The following is a 22,675-nucleotide window of genomic DNA, read 5'->3' as shown; positions in this document are numbered from 1 at the left end:
ATACTTCCCGAATGGAGCAGCTTCTTCCTGCTATTAACGGCAGCTATTAACTAGATTAATAGAGACGTGGTATGGCCGCTATGTTGGCGTTGTTCGCGAAGAAATTGCAGTGCTGTCTTGCTGTATCTCGTTAATTCATGACCTAAGCGATGTTAATCAGCAGTCCATCTGTTGTCCAACGGCCGAGCCAATTGCCCGCAGTCATTATCCCCTCTGCGTGGCCTAACGCCGAGATCAGTCGGCGGCAGACGTCAACAAACGCTATGCCATTGTCCATGTCGCCCATCAGTTCGTCCTCGATCCGATCCAGCGCGCGAAAGCAAGATGTGTATTCCGCACGCCAGATGAGCAACTGCGCGGGTGTTGTCAGGGCAGCGGCGGCTGGAGGATTTTGATCCGATGCAAGTGCCGACCAGATTGCCGCTGCATTGGTGGTGACGGTCAGCATTCGCGCGGTGGGAACGAGGCGCAGCACGGCGGTGTCCCAGTTGATGTGAGAAAGATCATCGGCGGTGAGCGCGACGGCATCCGGTCCAACAAACGCTTCGGTAAGCGCCTGCTCTAGCGTCGCCAGCTCCGCCACTTCGGGATCGTCCGGCAGCGCTTTCGCCAGAGCCACAGGAAAATGCGCGGCATAATGATCGAGCGACCAGCTGTCCGGCGGTCGGGCATCGATGAGCGTGGCGGCGACGGACCGAAACGCTCGACCGCCTATCCACGCCAAGGTCCGGGGGAAGCTTTCCTCCAGACAGGCCATGAGCGATGCGCGATAATTGTTTTGGTAGACCAGAAGCCCGGGCTGCGCCTCTGGCGCGAAGGCGGAAGAGGCTTGTGCCGAGCCGGTTTCCAGCCACGCACGAAAATCGCTCTGGAGCACGAGAAGGCTCATGCCGCCACCTTACGGGGTAACAGCGCCCGCGCCATGACCAATTCGGCCAGCAGGTCAGTGAGCGGTGGGATATTGTCATCCCTCTCAATCATCACGGCTACAGGTCCGGCCCGCTCGATGACATGGGCGAACAGCGACCAGACAGGAGCAGGCACCGGCTTGTCATGGGTGTCGATCAAGAGATTTTCGCCCTGACTGTGCCCGGCGAGATGGACCTGTCGCACGCGATCCAAAGGCAGCCCCGCGACATATGCGACGGGATCGAACCCGTGATTGACTGCGCTGACGTAGATATTGTTGACGTCGAGCAGAAGGTCGCAGCCGGTGCGGTCGCTGACAGCGCGAAGGAACTCCCATTCGGTCATCTCGGATTGTGCGAAGCTGACGTAGCTGGATGGGTTTTCGATCAGCATATTGCGGCTCAGAGCGTCCTGCGCCTGGCCAATGTTGGCGCACACTATCGACAGTGCCTCAGCAGTATAGGGTAGCGGCAACAAGTCATGAGAATTGAAACCCGGCGTGCTTGACCAGCTTAAATGGTCGGATACGAACAGCGGTTCGATCTCGCCCACGAGCGCCCGCAACCGCGCGAGATAACCGCGATCCAGACCCTGTGCGGAACCGATCGACATCGAAACGCCATGCAGAGCCACCGGGTAGCGTTCCCGCACCTGACGCAAAATATCCCGCGGGCGTCCGCCATCAATCATGAAGTTTTCTGAAATGACCTCGACGAAATCGACCGGAACCTCTGTTCCCAGAAATTCAGTGTAGTGCGGTTTGCGCAGGCCAAGACCGAAAGAGTGCATGAAAGGGCTCCGGGCAGAGCGTGCCGCTGCCCATACGGACAACGGCACGAGACAAGACTTATTTCGGTTCGGTCAGGCTGCCTCCAGCGGCTTTGCATTGCTTCACTGTCATGGCCTTGAACCCATGCCCCTTACACTCGTTCATGCCCTTGCAGTCATTGTGCGCGGTCTTGCAGTCCGACGTGCCCTTGCAGGTGTTGACGCCATAGCAATGGATCTGCTTGGCTCCATCTTCAGCAACAGCCGGGGTCACCGCTGCGGCGGCGGCAACGGCAATGATCGCGGCGGTGGCGGCAAAGCTGATACCGGAATTGAGCGTTGTCATAATGGGTCTCCTGAAAAATGCATATGCCGGGTGCGGCATCTGTTATTCGGGAGCATCGGGAAGATAGTTACAGCGCCCGGAAAAATTACCAGCGCATCAGGCGTGGACCAATTATGGCGCCCAGCAGCGCGGCAAGGCCGATCCCCAGCGTATACCATGTCAGGACGAAGATGGCGGACACTTCCGGGCAGTGAAGGCAATAGAGCGTTGCCGCCCATGCACCCGCCGTCAGCCCTGCGGTCGCTCCGGCAGCGCGAAGGCGCGTGGGTGCAAGACGACGGAAGGACCAAAGCAGACCGCCGAAGATCGGCAGCGACAGCAGGAAAACGATGGATGAGCAGACGCTCCAGCTCGTCCCCAGCCACATGGCGAGCCATTGCCCGGGCGGCACCCGGCTCATCTCGACAATGCCGATGGCCGCGAGAGAACCCACGGGGAGCGCCATGACCCATAGCCAGCCCAGCTTTCCGCCATCGGGTCGCGCCAACCGCATTGTCGCCACCACCGCACAGACGCCGAGCGACAGGGTATACCCCCACTTCATCCAGAACGAATAGTGGCGCATCGCGACATCGAGTTGCGGATTGAAGCCAAGCCACAGACAAATTAAAAGCAAAGTGCCGAGTACGCCGACGGCCAATCCGGCAACAAGGCGTTGTCCAACCGCATGGCGGTGCACGGGCGCCACATCCTTGGCCAAGGCCTCGATCAGTTGGTCTGTATCCATTTACACTTCGCCTCTTATGCGGGCCGCCAGCGCTTTCAGGCCGCGATGCACCGATATTTTTACGTCCGATTCCCCGATTTTTGCCCGTGTGGCGGCTTCGGATGTGCTCAGACCATCAAGCCGAGTAGCGCGGATGGCCTCCGCCTGCTTTTCCGGCAGTTGGCCCAGCAGCCGGTCGACATCCATGCGGGCGCCGCTCGCATCCTCAAAACCTTCGGAGACAAGGATGTCTTCCAGCCCCTCCATCGTACAGGTGCGGCCCTCTTTGCGGAAATGGTCGATCATCTTGTACCGGGCAATGGCGAACAGCCAGCCGCTGAACAGCCGCTCCCGGTCATAGGTGGCGCGGCGGGTGTGCACAGCGATCAGCGTCTCCTGGATGAGGTCGTCAATGTCGCCCTGTCGCTCCTGCATGCGCCGCCGGTAAAAGGCTCCCAATAGGGGGACGAGCGCGCGCAGCAGGCGCGCCTGATCGGTCGCGTCGCCGTTCAGCCCGCCGATCATCCATGCCTTTAGCTGTGTTTCGCTGGCCCGCATTCGTGCTCCCACTTACGGTTCGTTTGCGATTGCCAAATGGTTACACTTCGTCCGGCGAGATGAGAAAAATAAATTCTGTAACCACAGATCAGCCATCACCGAATTGCTCCTCGTCAACCGGGCCGGATCATGACCCGTGACACGAGACCCATTCCCGATGACAGGAGCATTACCATGAACTTCACACACCCTGCGGCCGCTGCTGCGCTCGCCTTCACCCTCACGTCCGCCGCCAGCGCCGCCGACGCGCCCAAGACCGAAAAATGCTACGGCGTGTCGCTGGCCGGCAAGAATGACTGCAAGGCGGGTGCGGGTACAAGCTGCGCGGGCACCTCAGTCAAGGATTATCAGGGTAACGCCTGGAAAGCCGTGAAGATTGGCACCTGCACGAAGATCAAGACCCCCAAGGGTATGGGATCGCTCACGCCGCGCGCCTGACGGGCAGACGCGACCCATTGCCTCGGCCCGGACGACAATGCCCCCACGTCCGGGCCATTTCTTCCCAACACAACACATGGAGCGTGGGTGGATGAAGACACTGACATCGCTGTATTCCGGCGCGGCGGACCTTGCGGGTCGCTTGCTACCGGATTCACTGTTGCTGCTGGTCGCGCGTTTCGGCGCAGCAGCGGTATTCTTTCTCTCCGGCCGCGCCAAGGTGGAGGGGTGGTTCAGCATCACCGACGGCACGTTTGATCTGTTCGCGACCGAATACGCATTGCCATTGATACCGCCCCATATCGCTGCCTATGCCGCCGCCATCTCAGAACATCTCTTCTCTATCCTGCTGGTGCTCGGCCTGTGTACGCGTGGGGCGGCCCTCGGCCTGCTCGGCATGACACTGGTGATACAGATCTTTGTCTATCCCGATGCATGGCCAACGCATCTGAGCTGGGCGGGTCTAATGCTGCCCCTGCTCGCAAAGGGTGGAGGCATTTTTTGCCTCGATTATTTACTCGGCCGCAGCCGCGATCGTGGAGCTGAATTGGCCTAGATTTAGCGGCTCAGCGCTTGGGATTATGGCGCGTCTTCCATGAACCATCTCCCTATGAGGGTCCGCGACCGGCTGGTTCTCTGTGCCCCTGGATCTGAAACTATATTGCCTTTGAATGTGGTCGAATAGATGTTGGCGACGCATTAACAAAGGGCAGGTTTCAACAAATGCTTTCAACACCGGGAACGACCGCTATGTCAGCGGCACCTGGCTGCTTCTGCGCGACTAGGAGGCTGATTAGCCGTAGAAATGCGTAATCTGAAAGCCGATACAGAACCACGTCGAGACTTCGGGGTACGCGTCCAGATCGAGAACATAAGGCTCCATGCTGGCACCGTATCGCTCAGGACCCTGTCAGTTTTCAACAACACCCATCCGCGTCAAAGCGCCTAGCATGGCGGTTGCCAGCGGCTCAGTGCCCTCTCGAAATTCATCCTCGCCGAGTTGTGAGACCCATGTTGCCCAATCAGTTTTATTGGCCTCATTCACGCAATGAGTGACTACAACTTTCCAGTCGGCATCCCCAAACAAATCGTCCAAGCTCACGTCTCGCCGGGCCAGCCGGTTGAGGTTTTCATTTGTAAGGTATTGTGTTGGCTCACGCTCACATAACCACCCCCGGCCAAGTGCCTCGGCCCACCATGCTACGGGATACTGCTCTTCGAGACAAATTGGCACCTTAAAGCCGGCTTGTATTGCAGGATTCAGATGTTCAGGAGCAGTAAGAACGGTAACATCTACGTGCTTCGCCTTCAGCTTTTTCAGCTTATCATGCTCCCTCATGCCGGCGTCATCACAGTCGAGGAATCCATGGGCACGCCGTCGATCTGCGATCGTGCAGGTACGTGTTTTGAACTCCCATGATTGGAGCATATTGGAGACATACCCCGCTCCAGCCCGAACGGGAGGCGGCAGCATGCAGATCCGATCTCGAACTTTTGGGAAATAGAGATCAATCACTCGCTGTAAAACGATGTGGTCCGTGACGCCTTCTACGAAAATCGACGGCAGAAGCTGGATGTTATGTTGATCCAGCTGTTCCTGAAGATGAACCGATTGATCCCGCAGCATCATGATTTCTGCGGCCGCATTGCGAATATGCGGAGCGATGATAGTCATTACGCCCATACGTTCATCGAGCGCCTCCAATGTGGATAGATCACTTTGTGCGACCGTTCCGCTCTCTTCATCAAGCCGAGTGACAAATGCCGTGGTGCATAGGTCGGGATGATCATTCTTTAGATTAAAGAATATTGGAGAGTGCGTAGTAACAAGCACTTGGGTCAGCTGATCCGAGGCAATCTCGTAGAAGAAATTGGCGAGTTCCTGGGCTCTACGGAATTCAAGATTATTTTCAGGCTCCTCATATGCCCAAATGAACGTATATGGTTGAGCGCCGCGACCATAAAGTTGCTGCTTCTTTTCTGCAATAAATTTGAGAATATGGGGAACATATCGCCCCTTAATGCCATCGCCGCGACTGTTCAGAGAGATGGCCTTCTCCCCGCTCAGAAAATCCAATTGCTCGAAAACTTCGCTCAAATCGTTCGGCAGCTTCAGACTAGCACTTTCAGACATGTCTTGGAGAAGGCTTGCCATTAGGGGTTCGACCTGCTCGCCAATCGCTTGCTCGAAATCCCCACTGCGCAATCGAAAGCCTTCCTCAGCGACGTCAGCAATTACGCGATAAATGCGACCTCTCATTCGTCGAATAAAGTCTGCTCCGCGAATGGCCGGTACATACTCAAACTCAATCCGAGATAGGAGTGCCGGTAGGCGCGAGCGAGGTTCGATGAAAACTTCCGCGAAGCGTTCGCGCCCACGCCGTATCCCTTCAGATCGAAGTCCGATCCAGTCGCGCTCTTTGACCAGCCCTTCGCGCCGCCACGATTTCCGCCAGCGAACTCGATGTCCGTTCATTTCGTGATAGCCTTCGGGTAACTCCAACGTTATTTCGACATCTATCTGTGGAGCCTGCTTATTGAGGGCAACATACTTGTTAAAATCGTTGTCGAAATCCAGCTGTATGCCTGGATCAGTCTCCCGATTAAAAAAGAGATTTAGGGCACGGAGGATGTTTGACTTGCCGCTATCGTTGTCGCCAACGATCGTGGTTAAATCGGTCGCATTAAACTCCAAACTGCGGATTGATCGGAAATTTCTTATTAGTATTGATCTGATTTTTGGCATTCGACGCTTCCCCGCCCAGCTTCCGCCAAAATCACACCGACGGTGCCATTAAATTCCAGTTCTAGGAGATGGCGCCGATTAGCGATCACCTCGAACAAACCCTATCGCACTGGTAGCCTAAAGAACAACTGAGGCAACAGTATCTAATTCGCTTTGAGGTCGAGGATTGTTGGATGCGGCGCAATCCGATCTAAACTACCTAGGTCGATCAACAGGAACCTTGCCATCCCGTCCCTCCACTTTGACGTCGCTGTTTTGCGATTTGATTTCGGAAGCGGTTTGGCTGCAGTCGGCAATTCATCGCCGTCGGCAGCGTGTGAACGTAAGGCAGGTTCCGACGGTTCGATTTGGGCCTGGGAATGACCGGTGTGTTGGCGCTTCATTCCGTCCCAGCGTTTACCGACCGGACAACAGGATGTACGCTGCGACACAGATCACTAACAGGGCGAATAGCGAACGCGCCACGCGAGGCTGCCCTGCGAGCCCTCGGGATACCGGCATCGCGCCAAAAGTACCGGCAATTCCGCCCAGCACCAGCGCGCCGAACAGTGTCCACGACACCAGCCCGGAGGCTGCGTAAGAGGCGCTCGTTGCAGAGCCGAACAATGCCACCGATACAAGCGAAGAGGCGCCTGCATTCGCCAGCGTCATGCCGGTCGAGGCCATAAGGCCCGGCGCGATGAGGAACCCGCCACCAATCCCGAAGAACCCGGCGGCGAGACCTGTGAAGAGCCCTACCGGCGCAAGCTTGAGCACGAGTGCGGGGGTCAGATGTACCCCGGGATCGCCTTCGCTGCGACGGGGAACCAGCATCGAGAGGGCCACCACGATCATCGCAAAGGCGAACCAGGACAGCAGCGCGTGCCCGTCAATCTGCTTCGCGATATGGGCTCCGATGAGTGCGCCTGACAGACCGCCTAGAGCGAACACCGTGGCGCAGGGCCATTTGACCTTGCCGGCCCGCCCCTGTGCCACGAGACCGGCGGCGGCGTTCACTGCAACCGCTGCCGCCGAAGTGCCTATCGCGACATGCGTGTCAGCGAGGCCCACCACATAAATCAACCACGGCGTCGCCAGAACGGATCCACCGCCACCAAACAGCGTCAGCAGAAATCCGACCAAGGCGCCGCCTGCTGCCGCCAACAAGAGGACCTCCAAGTCCATATCAGGCACGGGCGCGGTTCCACGGTGCGAGCATAAGAAGCCGCGCCATGCCGCATGTCCCTGTCACGCCCGCGAAGGTGAGGCCCGCGCCGACGAATGCCGATAGGCCGAACCACGCGGGCGCAACCGCAAAGCCAAGGGCGACACCTGTGAGGATCAGCAAGCCTGCGGTCATCTGCACCTGCCGGTTGATCTCCAGCGGTGCTCTGCGGTTTTGCTCGATCGGTAGACCAGCCTTTGCCCAGGCCTCCAGTCCGCCGTCGAGCACATAAGCTTCGCCTTCGACCCGCGCGGCGAGCCGGTCGCACGCCCCCGCCGTCCGCATGCCGGTGCGGCAGGTGAAAATCACATCGGTGCCGGGATCAACCGTGAGGTGCGCCCGCTCCAGCACGGAAAGCGGTTGGGACAGCGCCGAAGGGATATGGGCCCGGGCGAATTCGTCCGGCTCGCGGATATCGACCAGCACTGCGCGGCCCGTTGCAAGGCGGCCCTGCACGTCCTGCGGCGAGAGTTTGTGAAGTATGGCAGTCATGATTGGTTCCTCAGTTCCGGCGGGCAGAAAAGCTCCGCCAATGTCTCGATCACCCGCAACGCCGCTGCGTCAGCTATGCGATAATAGACGGTCTGGCTTTCCCGCCGTGTGGCGACGAGGCCTTGCTCTCGCAGCAGGGCGAGATGCTGTGATAGCGCCGATTGCGACAGGCCGATACGCGCCTGCAACGCCCCCACCGACAGCTCACCATCGACGAGCTGACATAGGATCATGAGGCGCTTTTCATTGCCTAACAGGCGCAACAATGCGGCGGCGCGCCCGGCACTGTCTTCAAACAGGCGGAGGTCAAAGCGGGTTAGATCGAACATGAGGATAATATATCTATTGATTCTAAATTAGCAATACCTAATATAAAGTCAAAGGAGATCACCTATGCCCGCCCAGCCCCATGTCGAAGCTTACTTCGATCCCGCCACCTTTACCGTGAGCTATGTCGTCCACGACCCCGCTACCCTCCAAGCCGCAATCATCGATCCGGTGCTGGATTTCAGCTCGCGCAATGCGCGGACCTCGACCAAGTCAGCTGACAAGCTGCTGGGCTACGTCCACACCAAGGGGCTGAAGCTGAAATGGCTGCTTGAAACACATGCGCATGCCGATCATCTTTCGGCATCGCATTATCTGCGTGATAGAACGGGCGCGCCGGTAGTGATCGGGGCGCACATCACCGACGTCCAAAAGGTGTTTACCTCGCTGTTCGAGGCCGAAGACGTCGCGGCAGACGGCAGCCAGTTCGATCGGCTTGTTAATGACGGCGACACACTGCCGCTGGGTGAATTCGAAATCCGCGTCCTACATACGCCGGGTCATACGCCTGCGTGTGTCACCTACCTTATCGGCGACGCTGCGTTCGTAGGGGATACGCTGTTCATGCCCGACTATGGCACCGCACGCAGCGATTTTCCGGGAGGCAGCGCGGAAGTCCTCTATCGCTCGATCCGCAAGATACTTGCCCTTCCGGGCGATACGCGGATGTTCGTCGGCCATGATTATCTTCCCGAGGGACGCCATGATTTCCGCTGGGAAACGAGCGTTGCCGAGCAGAATGCAGGCAACGTCCATATTAACAAGGGCGTCAGTAAAGGCGAGTTCGTTGCGATGCGCCGGGCCCGCGACGCGCAGCTCGAAGCGCCGCTGCTCATTCTCCCGTCATTGCAGGTCAACATCCGCGCCGGAGCGCTCCCGCCGCCGACCGCGAATGGACATGTGTATCTGCGCCTGCCAGTCAACTCCATCTGAACACAGTGCATTTAGCTCCGGCCCGTTGCTCATTCGACTCCTTGCGGGGGCGTCGAATTCGTTTGATGAACGAGCGGCCGGTTTCGATGCGCCCATGTGAGGCCGCGGATGACGGCTTTTGGGCGGAGTTCCCGGCCCGAGGCGAACTACAACATAGCGGCTCTTGCGTGCTCAGCCCGCCTCGCCCACAAGGTTTTTATGGGTGATGCAGGCGGCATGCGGAGACGGTGGAGCGAGGAGGAAACAATCCTCGCTCTTTACCTCTATTTCCAACTCCCGTTCGGTAAGCTGCATTCTGGAAATCCGGAAATCCAACAGCTTGCTGCGGCGCTTGGCCGATCGAGTAGCTCGGTCGCGATGAAGTTATGCAACTTTGCCAGCTTGGACCCGAAGATAACTGAGAGCGGGCGCAAGGGCTTGGCCGGAGCATCGCTACTGGACCGCGCGACCTTTGCTGAGTTCGGTCGGAATTGGAGCGGCCTCGTCGCCCGCGCAGAGAGAATGTGGACCGTGCAGGTCGACCAGGATGAATTCGCGCCGCCTCATAACTGGCTCGAGGACAAAGCCTCTGAGTTCCGGTTTGAGCCCTACCAAGGCGCATCGACAGCCCAGGCTCTGGTCAATCAACGGGTCGGCCAGGACTTCTTCCGCCGAGCGGTATTGGCCAACTATGAAGAAACCTGCTGCATCACTGGCATCGCCGAGCCGCGCCTACTGACGGCCAGTCACATCAAGCCTTGGGGCAAAGACGAAGCGAACCGGCATAATCCGGCCAACGGCCTTCTTCTGTCCGCTACGCTCGACCGTGCCTTCGATCGCGGGTTAATTACCGTTGATCGGAGTGGCCGTATCCACGTCTCGCGACATCTGCGGGAAAGCCAAAGCCGCGAGACAAGGGACTATTTTCAGCAGTTTGAGCAAGTATCATTACGGCCCGCGATCCGGTTCGATCCTGATCCGGCTTTTCTCGATTGGCACAACAACCACTGCTTCATCGATCAACGCCTGGCCTGAGTGCGCACTGCGACTGAGTTACCGTCATTGGTTCGGCGTGAACGTAGGGCAGATATCGACGGAATGATTGGGGCTCGCGAACGGCCAATTTGTTGGCGACGGCGGTCCACCGATTTTACGAAGAGCGCAGCGGATGGTTGCCGCAATCATGAATCACCGGCCTGATACGGAGCAACGAGCGCGTTACAAAGGCTCTTTCCTGCACTGACCTTGAATAGGATCGAAATTGAGCCATTGAAGCTCGTTCAACGGAATTTGGAGATGTTGAAGTATCTTCTTCGTCGCCAGCTTCTTGTTGCTCGGCGCGATGGTGAAGATTTGCCGCGCTAAGCTGCGGAGGTTTAGTTTGCCAAGCCGCTTGAGCGTCGCCTTTACACACTGCCGCGCTTCGCCATGGGGCAACCTCTCAAGCATCATGGCCCCCGAGAGCGCCTGCAATTCCAATCCAAAGGCGTCGTTGAATGTCATCCCAGAAAAGAACTTGGCGTCAGCAAGATCGTCATCGTTTCGTGAGCCACCATAATTTGCCTGCCGAGGAACAATCACTGAATGTTCAACAATATTCTCGATGTGGTTTGAGATGGCGACTTTGTTTTCGGCGCGATCAATCGCGTCTAACTGTGGCACTCCCTCAATCCAATAGCGTTGGATATGGAGCAACTCGTGGCATACCTCGGATGCTGTTGGGGCCGCTAAGTTGGGCAGATAAAGACAAGCCGCTAGCTCGCTTTGACTACAACTCGCCGCCCTCGCTGGCGATGGAAAGGCGAAGATCGTACGGTGAGCCTTACTCTCAATCCCCGTCCACAGATTTCGAACCGGCGTATTGATGACGGCTAAAACCTCGTCCCTGTATCTCCGCAAGATGCGTGGATCGGCCTTGGAAGCTTCAGCGAGGGCACCACGATTGGGTTGGGGTAGATCTTGCGACATCAGTTCAATCTAGATGACGCTGACGCAATTTGAAGAGCAAGGCGTTGACCAAGATAGGGATACTTCCATTCTCCTGAATGAGCGACTGGTATTAGGCAGCCTAAAAGCGACGCTCAATGTCCGCAATGTCAGCGAGAGGCGCTACGGCACATAACCAAAGCCGTAGACAGTGTCATAGCCAGGATCACCCAGATCGTGGGCATTGCGCCTCAACTTTGCGGAGCAATCGTCGGCGCCGGATTTCATGCAGCGCGCCATCCATGCAGCAATATGGGGCGTGGCGAAGCTGGTGCCAGAAAACTGCCCGATGCCGCCCTTGGCCTGCGCCGCTGGCTCGCCCACACCGCGCGCTGCGACGGTAATGTAGCGGCCCTGATTGGCATAGCGATAGATATGCATATTCCGATCGACAGCCGTCACCGCAACGACGGGACGCAGCGCTGCGGGATAAGCGGGCGGAGCCGTTGGACCGCCATTTCCTGCAGCAGCGACAATAGCCATTCCCGTTCCCGATGCGCGTTGGATAAGCGCGTCCAGTACGGCGTTCCGCGGTCCGGCTAAGCTGATATTGACGACTGGCACGTGGCTGGCCACCATCCATTCCAGCGCCTTCACGACGGCTTCGGCGGAAGTATAGGGGGCGCCCGTCTCTCCGCCGCGAAATATATTGGCCACGTAAAGACTGCTTGATCCCTCGCTAACCAGGATCGAAGCGATGGCGGTACCGTGATCGACGGGAGGAGTGCCCTGTCCGGATGCAAAGTCCCTGGTCTTGATCGACGCGCCTTTTAGCGACGGATGGCCCACTACACCGGTGTCGATCATACCGATGGTGAGCTTCTCGCTTTTTCGCGGAAGCACCACAGTCCCGGCAACACCGCTAGACCCTCCGGAAGGCTGATACTGCAAGCCGTAAAAATGCACATAATCATAGACGCCGTCAGGATCGATCTGACGCACCCGGCGCAACGCGTCCTGCGCCTCTACGCCATCCGGCGCGGCAAGGCGCACCAGTTGGGTACCCAACGCAGGCAAATGCTCCTCGGCGATGAGGCGAAAACCCTGCCGCTGCGCTTCTGAAAGCTTTTCGGGCTTCATGTTTAGGCCGACCACCTCACCATGACGAACCGGAAAGCCCCTGCGATCGAATTGCGGACTTTCATTTTCGGCAAGGTTATGCATTTCGGCGCTGCTGCCATAATTCTCACCGCGATCATCAGCGCCTTCTGACGCGCGCTGGGCATCACGGGCCGCATCTTCTGCTGCCTTTCGCTGCTCCTCCTCGAAATCGGCCGCTACCTTGTCAGCGTCCTCGGCGGCTTTTGCTTCGTCTTTAGCCCGGTCCGCCTCCAGCCTTGTCAACTCCTCTGCCGCCTTGACCGGGTCTTTATCGGCGCGTTCGGTTATCCTCGCTCGGTCCTGTGCATAGCGGGCTGCATCCTTGTCGGCCCGCTCCTGCGCGCGCCCTGCCTCACGCGCGGCACGCTCGATTGCGCGCTGGGCCTTGTCATCCCCGCCGCTGCCGGGATCGTCTTTCGCCCACGTCAACGCACCGCCGCCCGCGACGACCGCGGTAATAGCAAGCGCCAGCGCATTGCCGATATGATAAGAGACTGCTTTCATCGCCATCCAGAATCGTCATCAATACTACGCCTTGTAACGACAACGGGCAATCGTGGCTGATATTCCGGGTGATGAGGAAATTTGCAAAGCTGCTGCCCAGCGGGAATAAAGTGCCGCGTCATGCGTAGTCCGGGGTGAGGGATGAACAAGGGGCAAGACAAACAGTCGGCCGACCTGAACAATGGGATTGTTGCTTTGCTTCCCCGGTTGAGGCGCTTTTGCATGGCGCTGGCCAAGGGGCAAGCCGATGGCGACGATCTGTGTCAGGCCGCTATCGAACGGGCTTTGTCGCGTGCCGATCAGTTCATTGCAGGCACTAGACTGGATAGCTGGATGTACAGAATCGCGCAGAATATTTTTATCGATCAGACGCGGAGAATGAAAACGCGGGGAACCGAGATCGAGGTTGATAGCCCCGGACTATCCATAACCGGCGACGATGGTGTTCACATTACCGAGCAGCGTTCCGATCTGGCGCGTGCGCGCGCCGCTCTTTATGCTCTGCCCGATGATCAGCGGTTGCTGATGGCGCTCGTGGTTCTTGACGGCAAAAGCTACAAGGAAGCCTCTGACATTCTGGAAATCCCCATGGGCACGGTAATGAGCCGGATCGCTCGGGCGCGGCGCGCTATTGATGCATATGTGAATGGGACTGCGGCCAATGACTGAGCAGATGAACCAACATGAAAAGATCGCCGCCTTTCTCGATGGTCAGATGGACGATGCTGCAATGGCTGTGTTCGAGGCCGAGATGGAGCGCGACCAGGCTCTTGCCGACGCAGTGGCGCGTTTTGCCGGCAATGACGCGCTGCTGCGCGATGCGTTCAAGGAACCGTTGGGCCAAGGTACTGACGACGCCTTGAAGGCGCGCATGGGTCTTACGCCGCTCGAACAGAATAATGTCGATCCATTTCCTGGCGCACGCAAAGCGGCCAACGAGAATGAACTGATGCTCAGGCGGTGGCGCTGGCCCATTGGAGGCGCGATCGCAGCGGCTTTGACTTTGGCGGTCCTGACCCAGTTTGATGGAAGCCCGCAAGAGGATCGGCAATTTGCCGATGCGATGGAGACACTTCCTTCGCGCTCGGTGGCCCAATTATCCGGCGGCCGGAAAATCATGCCGGTGCTCAGCTTTCAGGCAGGCGATGGCCGCTATTGTCGGGAATATGTTCGTTCGGGCGGTGCGGACGCGGGCAGTGGCATCGCCTGCCGTACCGAGGGCGGCTGGAATGTCGAGGCGCAAGTGAAAGGCCCGGTAAAAATCGCTGACGGGGGACGCATTGAAACCGCCGCCGGTGCCGACCCGACGGTGCTCGAAAGCGCCTACAGCCGCTTGCAAGCTTCCGATCCATTGAACAGCGCAATAGAAAAGCGCCTCATTACAAATGGCTGGAAGAAAACGGCACATTAATTTGAGCCATCGGGAATAAGTCGTTGCCCCTCCCGTTATCGCACTGTCCGCAGGATGGACGGATAATTTCGGGAGAAAGACGATGCAGAATTTTCTCAAGCTTTCGCTATTTGCAACAGCGGCAATCGCCACTGTCGCCAGCTCTGGTTCCGCAGTCGCCCGGCGCGGCGCTGACGATCCGGCTGGCCATGTTCGCCAGTGCCGTGGGTGCGACGACCCCGTCGGCCATGTCCGTCAGGGACGTGGTGCCGACGATCCGGTTGGTCATATCCGTCAGGCACGTGGCGCTGACGATGCTCCGGGCGATGTCCGTCGCGGTCGCGGTGCGGATGACGCCCCCGGCGACGATCGCGGTCGTGGTCGCGGACGCGGCGCGGACGATCTGCCGGGTCACCAATAAGTCCTGACGGGTCGCAGGGCAGCGTCAGCCTGGATCGCAACCCGGCTGGCGCTGTCTTGGCATTTTGCCTTTGCGGGTGTTGCCGCAAATTGCTTATCATCATCCACGGGGGTGGAATCATGGAACAGAAACTACATGTGGTTGCATTGGCCTCGGTCGCCGTCATGGCGTGCCTTCCCGCCATCGCAAATGCCAAGGATGGCAGCTTAACCCTCTCGACAGGCGTCAGCTATTCCGAGGGTGAATATGGCGACATCGAAGCGACCAAAGTCTTCGCAGTACCGGTAAGCCTCACTTATAAGAATGGGCCTTGGAAGATGCGCGTTTCTGCGCCTTGGGTAAAGATTGACGGTCCAGCCTCGTTGATCGCCACGCCAGATGGCCGTGGCGGCAGTGGCAGCGGCAGCGGGAGTAGCAACAGCGGATCAGGGTCAGGTGGGAGCAATGTCGAGCTGGAAGACGGCGATCGCGTCATCGATGACGATGTGCTCACCCTAACAGACAATAAGCGCAGCGGCATTGGCGATGCCAGCGTCAGCCTGACCTACAGCCTCGATCTCGGTGGAGATTTCTATCTTGAACCCAGCGCCAAGGTCAAACTGCCAACCGCTTCCCGCAAGAAGCGGCTGGGCACCGGCAAGGTCGATGTCACGCTGTCGGGTGATTTGGTCAAGGACATCGGCGACTTCAGCCTCTACGTTCATGGCCGCCGTAAATTTGCGGGCAAACCGGAAGGATCAACGATCCGATCAACCTGGGGCACGGGCGGTGGCGCGAGTCTGAATGCCTCCGAGGGCGTTTATGTTGGAGCGGACTATGACTGGCAGCAATCCGCGTTCGCCGGCAACAAGGCAAGCAGCGAAATTACAGGCTGGGGCAGTATAGGTCTTACCAAGAACATGCGACTGACGCTCTATGCCATAACTGGCCTTAACAGTCAGAGTGCGGATTTCGCTGGCGGTGCAAGCATCAGCTATCGTTTCTGACGGAAAGCCTATCTATCCCATCCGAAAGCGGGGCGGGTTGATGCGCCTGCGCTCAGACCCGCCGTTGCCTGAACCAGTCCGCCCCGTTGCTCTCTTCCAGCGCGCCGTCGGCTGACAATACAACCATCTGAATCGCCTCCTGTGGCTCGAACGCAATGGGGATATTGTTCAAGTTCAGGAACAGGCGGGCAAGCACCCATGCGGTTCGCTTGTTGCCGTCCGTGAACGGGTGGTTGCGTGAAATGCCATAGGCATAGGCGGCGGCAAGGGCGCAGAGATCGGATTCGCCATAGACCCACTGATTGCGCGGACGTGCGAGCGCCGATTTCAGCGCCGGCGCATCCCGTACGCCGATGGGGCCGCCATGTTCCGCGAGCTGACGGTCGTGGATGGCAAGCGCCAACTTGGTCTCGATCCAGACCGGTTCGTCAGATTGGGTCATCCTATTTGGCCAGAACGCGCAATATATCCCTGTCCTCGCGCATGATCTGCTCGGCCAAGGCCATCTTGGCCTCAAACGCAGGATCGGCGGCCGTAATCCTTATCCCCTCCGGCGTTTCCGAGACGTACAAAGTATCGCCCACACCTGCGCGCAATTTGGCTAGTAATTCCTTAGGCAGCACGACCCCGGCAGAATTGCCAATCTTGGTGATTTTCAGGCTTGCGTTCATACAGGCGTTATAACCTGGCGCGTACGAAACGCAAAAGCATTATTCTCCCGGTCGACCATTCCGGTCATTGGAGAAGTGTTATGGGACATTCAGATCTGGATCCCGCCATCCATGAAAGGCTTCCATGGAATGCAGGGAAAAACGTTGGTCCAAAACGGCCGCTGAAACCGCGAGATATATGGGCGATCCGCTTCTATCTCGATGAACATAAGCGCCTGCGGGATCGTGCCCTGTTCGATCTGGCCATCGACAGCAAATTGCGTGGCTGCGACCTGGTCAAAATCAGGATCGGCGATTTGATGAGCGCTGGATCATTTCGTGATCGTGCGACCGTCATCCAGCAAAAGACGGGCCGCCCCGTCCAGTTCGAGATTATGTCCGAGGCGCGCAAAAGCCTCAAAGCATGGCTTGATCGGCGCGGCGGAACGATCCGCGACTTCGTGTTTCCGAGTCGGATCGATTATCGCGGTCATTTGAGCACAAGGCAATATGCGCGCCTTGTCGACGAGTGGGTTTCCACGATCGGTCTCGACAAGCGCGAATATGGCACGCACTAGATGCGACGGACGAAGGCTGCGCTGATCTACAAGGCGACCGGTAATCTGCGGGCTGTGCAAATCCTGCTTGGTCACACCAATATCGAAAACACCGTCCGCTATCTCGGCGTAGATATCGACGATGCTCTGACTCTGTCCGAACGAACAGAAATCTAAGCTTGGTTCCGGTCTCCATACACCTCGGGGGCCGGAATCATCTGATGAACAAAGGGCAGGTATCGACGGGCCGAACTGAGCCAGTGAATGGCCGCTATGTTAGCGGCTCTCGTGGGTAGCTTTGCGCGACAAGCACGAACCCTCCCGCGCGAGCGGGTTCGTGCATGTTGGCGAAGGTATCGCGGCATCCAGGCTTACAGCTCTTCAATCCTTTATGAGGCTCTTTGCCGCTTCCACCTCATCAAGGAGCCCGGACGCAGGTAAGCCCAGAGCGCGGCACCAGGCGAGATACTCGACCACCTCCAGCTTGCGCTCGCCCGTCTCCACTTTCGTCACATAGGATTGAGATCGGCCCAGTCGTTTCGCCAGCTCATGTTGTGAAATGCCCGCCGACTGGCGACGGGCTCGAAGTATTTCCAGCAACGCGCCCAACTCAGGAGAGTACAGAGATTTTACCATTTCAGCCGCTCAATTTAAATTGAGCGCTTCAAATATAACCTATTATGGACTAGTCTGTTTTGGACTAATCGAAGGGCTAAAATGCTCTTTGTTTGGCAGGCTGTCGTTCGGGGGAGTTCCCCGGCGAGCTGTTTGAGGTCCAAAGAATGGGGTGTGATCCATGATATTACTGGTTTTCGTTGCAGCTATCGTTTGGTTCGTATTCCTGGGACGGTTTGTCTTGAGAGCGAAATCCGGCAGCAGTAGTTCCCAGCCGCAAATATATCGAGGGGCCTCAAGGCAAAAGCGTTCAAAAGATCGACTGGCGTTGATTGAAGAACTGGCTGCCCAGTATGAACTGGATGAGCTTTTTGTTTCTCGCCAGGACGGCTCCGCCGTCGGTATGAACTTCGACACGCGGCAGGTCCTGCTGGGCAAAATCGACGCCATGCGGGTGTTACCGTTCTCAAAGATCATGGCGGTCGAGGTACTATCGAACGGCGTTTCGATATCTAAGACTAACCGGGGTTCGCAATTGGCGGGCGCAGCTGTTGGCGGATTGGTCTTGGGGGGGCTGGGTGCTCTGGCGGGCGGCTTGACTGGGTCCAGGCGAAGCCGGGAGCGGCTAGGCGCGATCTCACTCAAGGTGGCGGTGAACGATCGGGAGGACCCTTATTCTCAGATCAGCCTCTTCAGCGCAGGTGCGAAGGGTCTTGATGCGCAGTCGCCGCACGGCCAGTCGACAATGGCACTGGCAGAGCGCTGGCGTGCCCATCTGATCAATGCGATGGAAGAACAGGATGAAAGCGGCTCGCCAGCGGACACTTCGACAAATGCAAGCTATGCAGTCGACATCGTAGAAGCTTCCCACGACTTCGTTGCTGCCTCCGAGGTGCTCAGAACAATGATGGGTGGCATGGAAGCGGCCAAGGTGATCAGAAGCGAATTGCCAAAAAGGATTGCAACGACCCTCGACCGGAAAGAGGCCTGCTGCTTGAAAGCTAAAATATCCTACGGCGGTTTCCGCTGCCGCATCGTGGAACTCTAGCGGATATCAGCAACGAACATCGTCCTAATGACGTCCCAGTGTCAGACTTATTGATGGGGTGGGCACAGTCTGATCCAGGCTCGTTTTTGGATATGATCAATGAGCCCTGAACCTAAAACCGCCACAAGGCTGTATCGAGCGTCCCGAATGGAGAATTGGTAGTACGCTTGTAAGGATCAGGCCAAACCCGCTTTGCTGGAGGGGTGACGATGTTCTTTGCCTCGCGGGTCGAGGTCCATTCCAAAAACTGACTGAGGGCGTCGATCTGATCCATATAGCGGCCTTTGGGGAATGCCGTGCATTCATGGGTAAATGCGGCAAGCCATTTTGCCTCATCAGGAATGAGAATAAGGCCTTGCTCGAGAAGCGGTGAGTAGCTGATCATGCGGTCCTCTGTCGCGATGCCAGGATTGATGGCGTTGATCGTGCGACGCCCCGTGAAACGAGGATCGTTGCGTAACATCTGGATGAGGCCGATGCCGCTACTCTTGTTTTCAATAAGTAGCTTGTTCGGCACCCACTTTTTATAAAGTCGCTCGGCTGCCCGCACGAGATCGGGCATGCTGACCCGCTCTCGCCAGATATCGAGTATCTCCCAGTGTCTCTCTAATAGCCCCAAGGTCATGCACACTGAGAAGGCGCTGCCGGGCTCAATACTTGAAGCCGTATCCCAGGATTGCACGACATATTCATACTCTTCGCGGTCATAAAGGCCTTCGACTCTTTCAAACCAGTCGATCTTGATGACATCTCCCCCGTCCGGAATCGGATTTTGCTGATACTGCGCACTGAATATGCGCGACGTCATGCCGCGCTCGATTTCTGCAAGGGTTTCGCGGCTTTCGAACAACGGTGCCAGGACATCGCCTTGCGCACGGTTAAACGAGCGTCCGTTCATGAGCGGAAAACTCTGAGGTTCAGTTGCGATCGCCGGCAATGAGAAGAGGTGCCAGCTTCCCTTTTCATAGAGATGCTGGATCACGTCGTCTTCATGAAGGCGCTGCTGGACGACAATGAATACCGCATTCTCCTTATTGTCGAGGCGTGAGTAAAGCGTCTCGTCGACATAGCGCTTTTGCTCGGCGCGGCGGGCTTCCGAATGGATATCCTGCGTCCCGATGAGGTCGTCGACAATGAGCAGGTCGGCGCCGACTCCGGTAATGCCGCTGCCGAGCGAGGTATTTCTGCGGCCGCCGCCGCGTGTGGTGACCATATTTTCAACGGTATCCACTGCCCAGCGTACCTTGGGAAAGAGACGACGGTAAAAGGGCGAGCGTACGACGCGTCGGAACAGGCGGCTATGGTCTTCACTCAAGGTTGCGCCATAGGTGGCAACAATGATCTTGAACGAAGGATCGCGCCCAATGAGCCAGGCGCAGAACAATACCGACACGGTAATCGACTTGAGGTATCGCGGCGGCATATTCACGAGCAGCGAGCGCGGCCCGCCAGTAAACGCGGCTTCGAGCTGGACACACAGAGCCTCAACATGGTTGTTCGCGATATAAGGTCTGTCACTCAGGACGACCGGCATCATCATAAGCGCGAATGGATAGAGATGCTGCCGCGCCGCTCCATCCATTATGTCGCGCTGCACGCCAGGCGTGGGCTCAGTTACCATTGTCTGCCTCGGGTCCGCGGGCGATCTCTATCATCGTTTTCCAGACATTTAGCTCGTGCTCAGTGAGTGGCCGACCTTTTTCAATCTCATCGAGCTCGTCCGGCGTCGGCATGGTGCTGCGAATGATCTCCGCCATTGCTCGCAAATCGCCCTCCAATGCCTTCTGGAAACGCGCACGTGCCATCAACTGATGGCCATTTAGAGTAATGGGCTTGCCCTTTTCGACAGACGGATAAGAGGCATTCATCAGCGCCAGTTCGGCTTCACGTGTGGATTTCGGCTTAGGCTTGCGTCCCCTGCGCTGCGGCTGGTTCTCGCTCGTAAAGCGCGTGGCAAGCGGAGGCTTCCCATAGCCGACCTTGTATTCGCCCGCTGTTGTGCCATCGGCGCGTGTGGTGCTGCTGCCAGTCTCCAGCGACCAGAGATGCCCGTCTAACGTTTCCCCATTTCCAGCGCCCGCTCGCGCCTCACTTTCCACCTTAATCGGCGCAACAGGCAGGCCCGCCTGTTGTGTCCGCGGATCCCGGCGCTGCCTGATGGTAACCGGCTTTTGAAGCTGCGATGCGCTCATGACAAATCCTCCCGTTCACAAGCAGCGACTGCTGCGGTGCGGTCTGCGAAGCTTTGCCCCGATGCGACATGGATCGCCGTGCCACCGGTGGCGCGCTGCCAGCGCTCGATAGCTACATCGACATATTTGGGATCAAGTTCGATGCAGCGCGCTTTGCGCCCGGTACGCTCGGCCGCCAGCAAGGTTGTGCCGGAACCACAGAAGGGGTCGAGCACGATGTCGCCGCGGCGCGACACGTCGAGGATCAGATCCGCAAACAGTCGGGTGGGCTTGACTGTGCTGTGGGCGGCGAGATCCTCCTTGCGCGTACGCGAGAAGCTACTGGCGCCGGGTATGGTTATCACGTTGGTGCGCGTGCGCCGGCCTTTGCCGCCTAAACCAAAATTGTTGATATGCGGCGCTTTGCCATTCTTCCAGACGAAGATGAGTTCATGCTGGCTTCGGTAGAAGCTGCCCATTGCCCCCGATCCCTTATTCCAGACAATGACGTTTTTCTGTTCGGAATAGGTGGACTCGCCCGCAACGGTCATTTCATAGATATGGCGCCAGTCCATACATGCAAAATGGATGGAGCCATCGATGCTGAACTCGGCCATATGCGTGAAACTGGTCTTGAGGAAGTCGATAAACTTGTCCCGCCCGAGCTCCCCTGACGCCATAACAAACTCGCCATGTTTTACCTTGCCGAGGCCACTGACGTTTCCGCGAATTTTCACATCATACGGGCTATCGGTCACAATCATGGTCGCACGCTCGTCTCCCATCAATTGCGCGTAGCACTCCCGCTCTAGGGCATTTCCGCACAGGAGCTTATGGTTGCCTAGTTGCCACACGTCGCCCAGCGTCGAGACCGGCACGGCAGGGGCATCGGGGATATCTTCGATTTCTGCTGATTCTTCCCGCGCCGCCTCGGCAAAAACATTGTCGATTTCAAAGGGTTCAAACCCCGTAAGGGTGAGATCGAAATCGAGTGTCTCAAGCTCCCGGAAAATATCGGCCACGACCGCAGGATCGAACGTGCTCAATTCCGCGAGCTTGTTGTCGGCAATGGCATAAGCGTTGAGCATTTCACAGCTCAGATGTTCCGCGCGTACCACCTGTGCCTTGGCCCAGCCCAGCGCGTTCAATGCCTGATAGACCGCAACGCCCGCGACGATGGCACCATGCGCATCGACGACGATCGGCTTGATCTGACCGAAGGTCTGCAGATTCTCTGCAAGCAACGCAATTTGCTGTTTCGAATGACGACGCGTTTGGCGAGCCGGCAGCTTGATATCTGACAGCAACACATAGGCCTGGGGCAACTCCACACCCTCGATCGGCAGATTACGCATTACGGGTGCCTCGCCTTGAGCATAATGCGGACGTTTTCTGATGGTCGGCTTGGCTGCGTTCATGATGCTCAGTTCCCTACAGTTACGGCAGGACCTTCTACCCGTAATGGTTCGCGAGCTCAATCAGAAAAATATCTTAAGTATATGAAAACAAACACTTTTATATACCAACATGTTAAAGTGTTTGCCGCGGAAAAAGGGGCGCACCGTGGCTCCTAGCGAGCGGTATTATTCCCTTCGGGTAGGCGCTGCAGGGCTTCGCGTTTGGTTCCGTTTAAGGTCCGATTAATTCCCGTTTTCAGCATCACGGGAAATTTGCCGTAAAGCAGGCGGGTTTGCGTGGCATCCCGCTGGACCGAAAAGCCCTCAAACCCAAAATTTTATGAAAGTTCTCGTTTTCCGACATGCGAACGGGAATTTGCAGACCTGAGACCCATCCGCTCCAGACTGCGTCGCGCACCACTTTCTTTATGGTACTTCCACAA

The 22,675-nt window shown here is 57.5% G+C and carries 26 protein-coding genes and 1 pseudogene; 9 read left to right on the top strand and 18 right to left on the bottom strand.

What is annotated here, in order from left to right; all coding sequences use genetic code 11:
- Positions 1-142: 142 nt before the first annotated feature.
- From FHS92_RS11815 to FHS92_RS11795, 5 genes are all read right to left on the bottom strand, one after another.
- The gene (locus tag FHS92_RS11815; protein WP_184080838.1) at positions 143-889 is read right to left on the bottom strand and encodes an HvfC/BufC N-terminal domain-containing protein; all 747 of its coding nucleotides are present in this window, start codon (positions 887-889) and stop codon (positions 143-145) included.
- Entirely contained in the window at positions 886-1,698 is an 813-nt protein-coding gene (gene bufB / locus FHS92_RS11810; protein ID WP_184080836.1) for an MNIO family bufferin maturase, read from the bottom strand. The genes FHS92_RS11815 and bufB overlap by 4 nt, the downstream gene beginning before the upstream one ends.
- Positions 1,699-1,756: 58 nt before the next feature.
- The gene (gene bufA2, locus FHS92_RS11805; protein ID WP_184080834.1) at positions 1,757-2,023 is read right to left on the bottom strand and encodes a BufA2 family periplasmic bufferin-type metallophore; all 267 of its coding nucleotides are present in this window, start codon (positions 2,021-2,023) and stop codon (positions 1,757-1,759) included.
- An 85-nt stretch (positions 2,024-2,108) separates the two neighbouring features.
- A complete protein-coding gene (locus tag FHS92_RS11800; RefSeq protein ID WP_184080832.1) occupies positions 2,109-2,750 on the bottom strand; it encodes a DUF1109 domain-containing protein in 642 nt (213 codons plus the stop codon).
- Positions 2,751-3,287, bottom strand: a complete 537-nt coding sequence (locus FHS92_RS11795) for a sigma-70 family RNA polymerase sigma factor (RefSeq protein ID WP_184080830.1) — start codon at positions 3,285-3,287, stop codon at positions 2,751-2,753.
- A gap of 174 nt (positions 3,288-3,461) precedes the next feature.
- On the opposite strand from FHS92_RS11795, the gene FHS92_RS11790 reads away from it, so the two are divergent.
- Positions 3,462-3,725, top strand: coding sequence for a BufA1 family periplasmic bufferin-type metallophore (locus FHS92_RS11790; RefSeq protein WP_184080828.1), 264 nt, complete (start codon positions 3,462-3,464; stop codon positions 3,723-3,725).
- A 91-nt stretch (positions 3,726-3,816) separates the two neighbouring features.
- Complete coding sequence (locus FHS92_RS11785) at positions 3,817-4,281, top strand: DoxX family protein (protein ID WP_184080826.1); 465 nt, start codon at positions 3,817-3,819, stop codon at positions 4,279-4,281.
- Between the two features lie 354 nt (positions 4,282-4,635).
- On the opposite strand, the gene FHS92_RS11780 is transcribed toward FHS92_RS11785, so the two are convergent.
- The 4 genes from FHS92_RS11780 to FHS92_RS11765 form a co-directional block, all read right to left on the bottom strand.
- On the bottom strand, positions 4,636-6,471 hold the full coding sequence (locus tag FHS92_RS11780; protein ID WP_221231022.1) for an ATP-dependent nuclease: 1,836 nt from the start codon (positions 6,469-6,471) through the stop codon (positions 4,636-4,638).
- A gap of 396 nt (positions 6,472-6,867) precedes the next feature.
- Entirely contained in the window at positions 6,868-7,635 is a 768-nt protein-coding gene (locus tag FHS92_RS11775) for a sulfite exporter TauE/SafE family protein (protein WP_184080822.1), read from the bottom strand.
- A 1-nt stretch (position 7,636) separates the two neighbouring features.
- Positions 7,637-8,167, bottom strand: a complete 531-nt coding sequence (locus FHS92_RS11770; RefSeq protein ID WP_184080820.1) for a rhodanese family protein — start codon at positions 8,165-8,167, stop codon at positions 7,637-7,639.
- Positions 8,164-8,496, bottom strand: a complete 333-nt coding sequence (locus tag FHS92_RS11765; protein ID WP_184080818.1) for an ArsR/SmtB family transcription factor — start codon at positions 8,494-8,496, stop codon at positions 8,164-8,166. The genes FHS92_RS11770 and FHS92_RS11765 overlap by 4 nt, the downstream gene beginning before the upstream one ends.
- A 64-nt stretch (positions 8,497-8,560) precedes the next feature.
- On the opposite strand from FHS92_RS11765, the gene FHS92_RS11760 reads away from it, so the two are divergent.
- Complete coding sequence (locus tag FHS92_RS11760; RefSeq protein ID WP_184080816.1) at positions 8,561-9,427, top strand: MBL fold metallo-hydrolase; 867 nt, start codon at positions 8,561-8,563, stop codon at positions 9,425-9,427.
- A gap of 198 nt (positions 9,428-9,625) precedes the next feature.
- Entirely contained in the window at positions 9,626-10,441 is an 816-nt protein-coding gene (locus FHS92_RS11755; RefSeq protein ID WP_221231021.1) for an HNH endonuclease, read from the top strand.
- Between the two features lie 183 nt (positions 10,442-10,624).
- On the opposite strand, the gene FHS92_RS18165 is transcribed toward FHS92_RS11755, so the two are convergent.
- A complete protein-coding gene (locus FHS92_RS18165; RefSeq protein ID WP_221231020.1) occupies positions 10,625-11,374 on the bottom strand; it encodes a hypothetical protein in 750 nt (249 codons plus the stop codon).
- Between the two features lie 141 nt (positions 11,375-11,515).
- Entirely contained in the window at positions 11,516-12,997 is a 1,482-nt protein-coding gene (locus FHS92_RS11745) for a S8 family serine peptidase (RefSeq protein WP_246351949.1), read from the bottom strand.
- A gap of 141 nt (positions 12,998-13,138) precedes the next feature.
- Here FHS92_RS11745 and FHS92_RS11740 point away from each other — a divergent pair, with 141 nt between their 5' ends.
- Positions 13,139-13,666 carry an RNA polymerase sigma factor gene (locus tag FHS92_RS11740; RefSeq protein WP_184080812.1) on the top strand — a complete coding sequence of 176 codons (528 nt, stop codon included), beginning with the start codon at positions 13,139-13,141 and terminating at the stop codon, positions 13,664-13,666.
- 4 nt (positions 13,667-13,670) lie between these two features.
- Positions 13,671-14,408, top strand: coding sequence for a hypothetical protein (locus tag FHS92_RS11735; protein ID WP_184080810.1), 738 nt, complete (start codon positions 13,671-13,673; stop codon positions 14,406-14,408).
- 106 nt (positions 14,409-14,514) lie between these two features.
- Here the strand turns inward: FHS92_RS11735 and FHS92_RS11730 are convergent, their stop codons facing one another.
- On the bottom strand, positions 14,515-14,802 hold the full coding sequence (locus FHS92_RS11730; protein ID WP_184080808.1) for a hypothetical protein: 288 nt from the start codon (positions 14,800-14,802) through the stop codon (positions 14,515-14,517).
- A gap of 125 nt (positions 14,803-14,927) precedes the next feature.
- Here FHS92_RS11730 and FHS92_RS11725 point away from each other — a divergent pair, with 125 nt between their 5' ends.
- Positions 14,928-15,794 (top strand): transporter, encoded by an 867-nt coding sequence (locus FHS92_RS11725; protein WP_184080806.1) that lies wholly within the window; start codon positions 14,928-14,930, stop codon positions 15,792-15,794.
- Between the two features lie 52 nt (positions 15,795-15,846).
- Here FHS92_RS11725 and FHS92_RS11720 read toward each other — a convergent pair whose 3' ends face one another.
- The gene (locus FHS92_RS11720; protein ID WP_184080804.1) at positions 15,847-16,236 is read right to left on the bottom strand and encodes a type II toxin-antitoxin system death-on-curing family toxin; all 390 of its coding nucleotides are present in this window, start codon (positions 16,234-16,236) and stop codon (positions 15,847-15,849) included.
- Position 16,237: 1 nt separating this feature from the next.
- On the bottom strand, positions 16,238-16,465 hold the full coding sequence (locus FHS92_RS11715; protein WP_184080802.1) for an AbrB/MazE/SpoVT family DNA-binding domain-containing protein: 228 nt from the start codon (positions 16,463-16,465) through the stop codon (positions 16,238-16,240).
- Between the two features lie 80 nt (positions 16,466-16,545).
- Between FHS92_RS11715 and FHS92_RS11710 the strand changes: the two are divergent.
- Positions 16,546-17,178 (top strand): annotated as a pseudogene (locus FHS92_RS11710) (tyrosine-type recombinase/integrase).
- Between the two features lie 204 nt (positions 17,179-17,382).
- Here FHS92_RS11710 and FHS92_RS11705 read toward each other — a convergent pair.
- Positions 17,383-17,637: a helix-turn-helix domain-containing protein gene (locus FHS92_RS11705; RefSeq protein ID WP_184080800.1), complete on the bottom strand. Its 255-nt coding sequence runs from the start codon at positions 17,635-17,637 to the stop codon at positions 17,383-17,385.
- A 160-nt stretch (positions 17,638-17,797) separates the two neighbouring features.
- On the opposite strand from FHS92_RS11705, the gene FHS92_RS11700 reads away from it, so the two are divergent.
- Positions 17,798-18,664, top strand: a complete 867-nt coding sequence (locus FHS92_RS11700) for a hypothetical protein (RefSeq protein WP_184080798.1) — start codon at positions 17,798-17,800, stop codon at positions 18,662-18,664.
- 112 nt (positions 18,665-18,776) lie between these two features.
- Here the strand turns inward: FHS92_RS11700 and terL are convergent, their stop codons facing one another.
- The 3 genes from terL to FHS92_RS11685 are packed head-to-tail and all read right to left on the bottom strand — an operon-like array spanning position 18,777 to position 22,253.
- The gene (gene terL, locus FHS92_RS11695; protein WP_184080795.1) at positions 18,777-20,285 is read right to left on the bottom strand and encodes a phage terminase large subunit; all 1,509 of its coding nucleotides are present in this window, start codon (positions 20,283-20,285) and stop codon (positions 18,777-18,779) included.
- A complete protein-coding gene (locus FHS92_RS11690; protein ID WP_184080793.1) occupies positions 20,275-20,856 on the bottom strand; it encodes a hypothetical protein in 582 nt (193 codons plus the stop codon). The genes terL and FHS92_RS11690 overlap by 11 nt, the downstream gene beginning before the upstream one ends.
- Positions 20,853-22,253 carry a site-specific DNA-methyltransferase gene (locus FHS92_RS11685; RefSeq protein ID WP_184080791.1) on the bottom strand — a complete coding sequence of 467 codons (1,401 nt, stop codon included), beginning with the start codon at positions 22,251-22,253 and terminating at the stop codon, positions 20,853-20,855. The genes FHS92_RS11690 and FHS92_RS11685 overlap by 4 nt, the downstream gene beginning before the upstream one ends.
- Positions 22,254-22,675: the final 422 nt, after the last annotated feature.

The organism is Sphingobium subterraneum (assembly GCF_014199435.1).
Lineage (GTDB): Bacteria > Pseudomonadota > Alphaproteobacteria > Sphingomonadales > Sphingomonadaceae > Sphingobium > Sphingobium subterraneum.
Note: the sequence above shows the minus strand (reverse complement) of the source record. Positions and strands in the feature narration are given on the sequence as shown.

Coding starts and splice junctions, on each gene's coding strand:
- FHS92_RS11795 (WP_184080830.1), bottom strand. CDS start 3,287: ATGCGGGCCAGCGAAACACAGCTAAAGGCATGGATGATCGGCGGGCTG.
- terL (WP_184080795.1), bottom strand. CDS start 20,285: ATGGTAACTGAGCCCACGCCTGGCGTGCAGCGCGACATAATGGATGGA.
- FHS92_RS11705 (WP_184080800.1), bottom strand. CDS start 17,637: ATGGTAAAATCTCTGTACTCTCCTGAGTTGGGCGCGTTGCTGGAAATA.
- FHS92_RS11715 (WP_184080802.1), bottom strand. CDS start 16,465: ATGAACGCAAGCCTGAAAATCACCAAGATTGGCAATTCTGCCGGGGTC.
- FHS92_RS11725 (WP_184080806.1), top strand. CDS start 14,928: ATGGAACAGAAACTACATGTGGTTGCATTGGCCTCGGTCGCCGTCATG.
- FHS92_RS11760 (WP_184080816.1), top strand. CDS start 8,561: ATGCCCGCCCAGCCCCATGTCGAAGCTTACTTCGATCCCGCCACCTTT.
- FHS92_RS11785 (WP_184080826.1), top strand. CDS start 3,817: ATGAAGACACTGACATCGCTGTATTCCGGCGCGGCGGACCTTGCGGGT.
- bufB (WP_184080836.1), bottom strand. CDS start 1,698: ATGCACTCTTTCGGTCTTGGCCTGCGCAAACCGCACTACACTGAATTT.
- FHS92_RS11765 (WP_184080818.1), bottom strand. CDS start 8,496: ATGTTCGATCTAACCCGCTTTGACCTCCGCCTGTTTGAAGACAGTGCC.
- FHS92_RS11740 (WP_184080812.1), top strand. CDS start 13,139: ATGAACAAGGGGCAAGACAAACAGTCGGCCGACCTGAACAATGGGATT.
- FHS92_RS11755 (WP_221231021.1), top strand. CDS start 9,626: ATGGGTGATGCAGGCGGCATGCGGAGACGGTGGAGCGAGGAGGAAACA.
- FHS92_RS11790 (WP_184080828.1), top strand. CDS start 3,462: ATGAACTTCACACACCCTGCGGCCGCTGCTGCGCTCGCCTTCACCCTC.
- FHS92_RS11720 (WP_184080804.1), bottom strand. CDS start 16,236: ATGACCCAATCTGACGAACCGGTCTGGATCGAGACCAAGTTGGCGCTT.
- FHS92_RS11690 (WP_184080793.1), bottom strand. CDS start 20,856: ATGAGCGCATCGCAGCTTCAAAAGCCGGTTACCATCAGGCAGCGCCGG.
- bufA2 (WP_184080834.1), bottom strand. CDS start 2,023: ATGACAACGCTCAATTCCGGTATCAGCTTTGCCGCCACCGCCGCGATC.
- FHS92_RS18165 (WP_221231020.1), bottom strand. CDS start 11,374: ATGTCGCAAGATCTACCCCAACCCAATCGTGGTGCCCTCGCTGAAGCT.
- FHS92_RS11770 (WP_184080820.1), bottom strand. CDS start 8,167: ATGACTGCCATACTTCACAAACTCTCGCCGCAGGACGTGCAGGGCCGC.
- FHS92_RS11815 (WP_184080838.1), bottom strand. CDS start 889: ATGAGCCTTCTCGTGCTCCAGAGCGATTTTCGTGCGTGGCTGGAAACC.
- FHS92_RS11735 (WP_184080810.1), top strand. CDS start 13,671: ATGAACCAACATGAAAAGATCGCCGCCTTTCTCGATGGTCAGATGGAC.
- FHS92_RS11700 (WP_184080798.1), top strand. CDS start 17,798: ATGATATTACTGGTTTTCGTTGCAGCTATCGTTTGGTTCGTATTCCTG.
- FHS92_RS11685 (WP_184080791.1), bottom strand. CDS start 22,253: ATGAACGCAGCCAAGCCGACCATCAGAAAACGTCCGCATTATGCTCAA.
- FHS92_RS11745 (WP_246351949.1), bottom strand. CDS start 12,997: ATGAAAGCAGTCTCTTATCATATCGGCAATGCGCTGGCGCTTGCTATT.
- FHS92_RS11800 (WP_184080832.1), bottom strand. CDS start 2,750: ATGGATACAGACCAACTGATCGAGGCCTTGGCCAAGGATGTGGCGCCC.
- FHS92_RS11775 (WP_184080822.1), bottom strand. CDS start 7,635: ATGGACTTGGAGGTCCTCTTGTTGGCGGCAGCAGGCGGCGCCTTGGTC.
- FHS92_RS11780 (WP_221231022.1), bottom strand. CDS start 6,471: ATGCCAAAAATCAGATCAATACTAATAAGAAATTTCCGATCAATCCGC.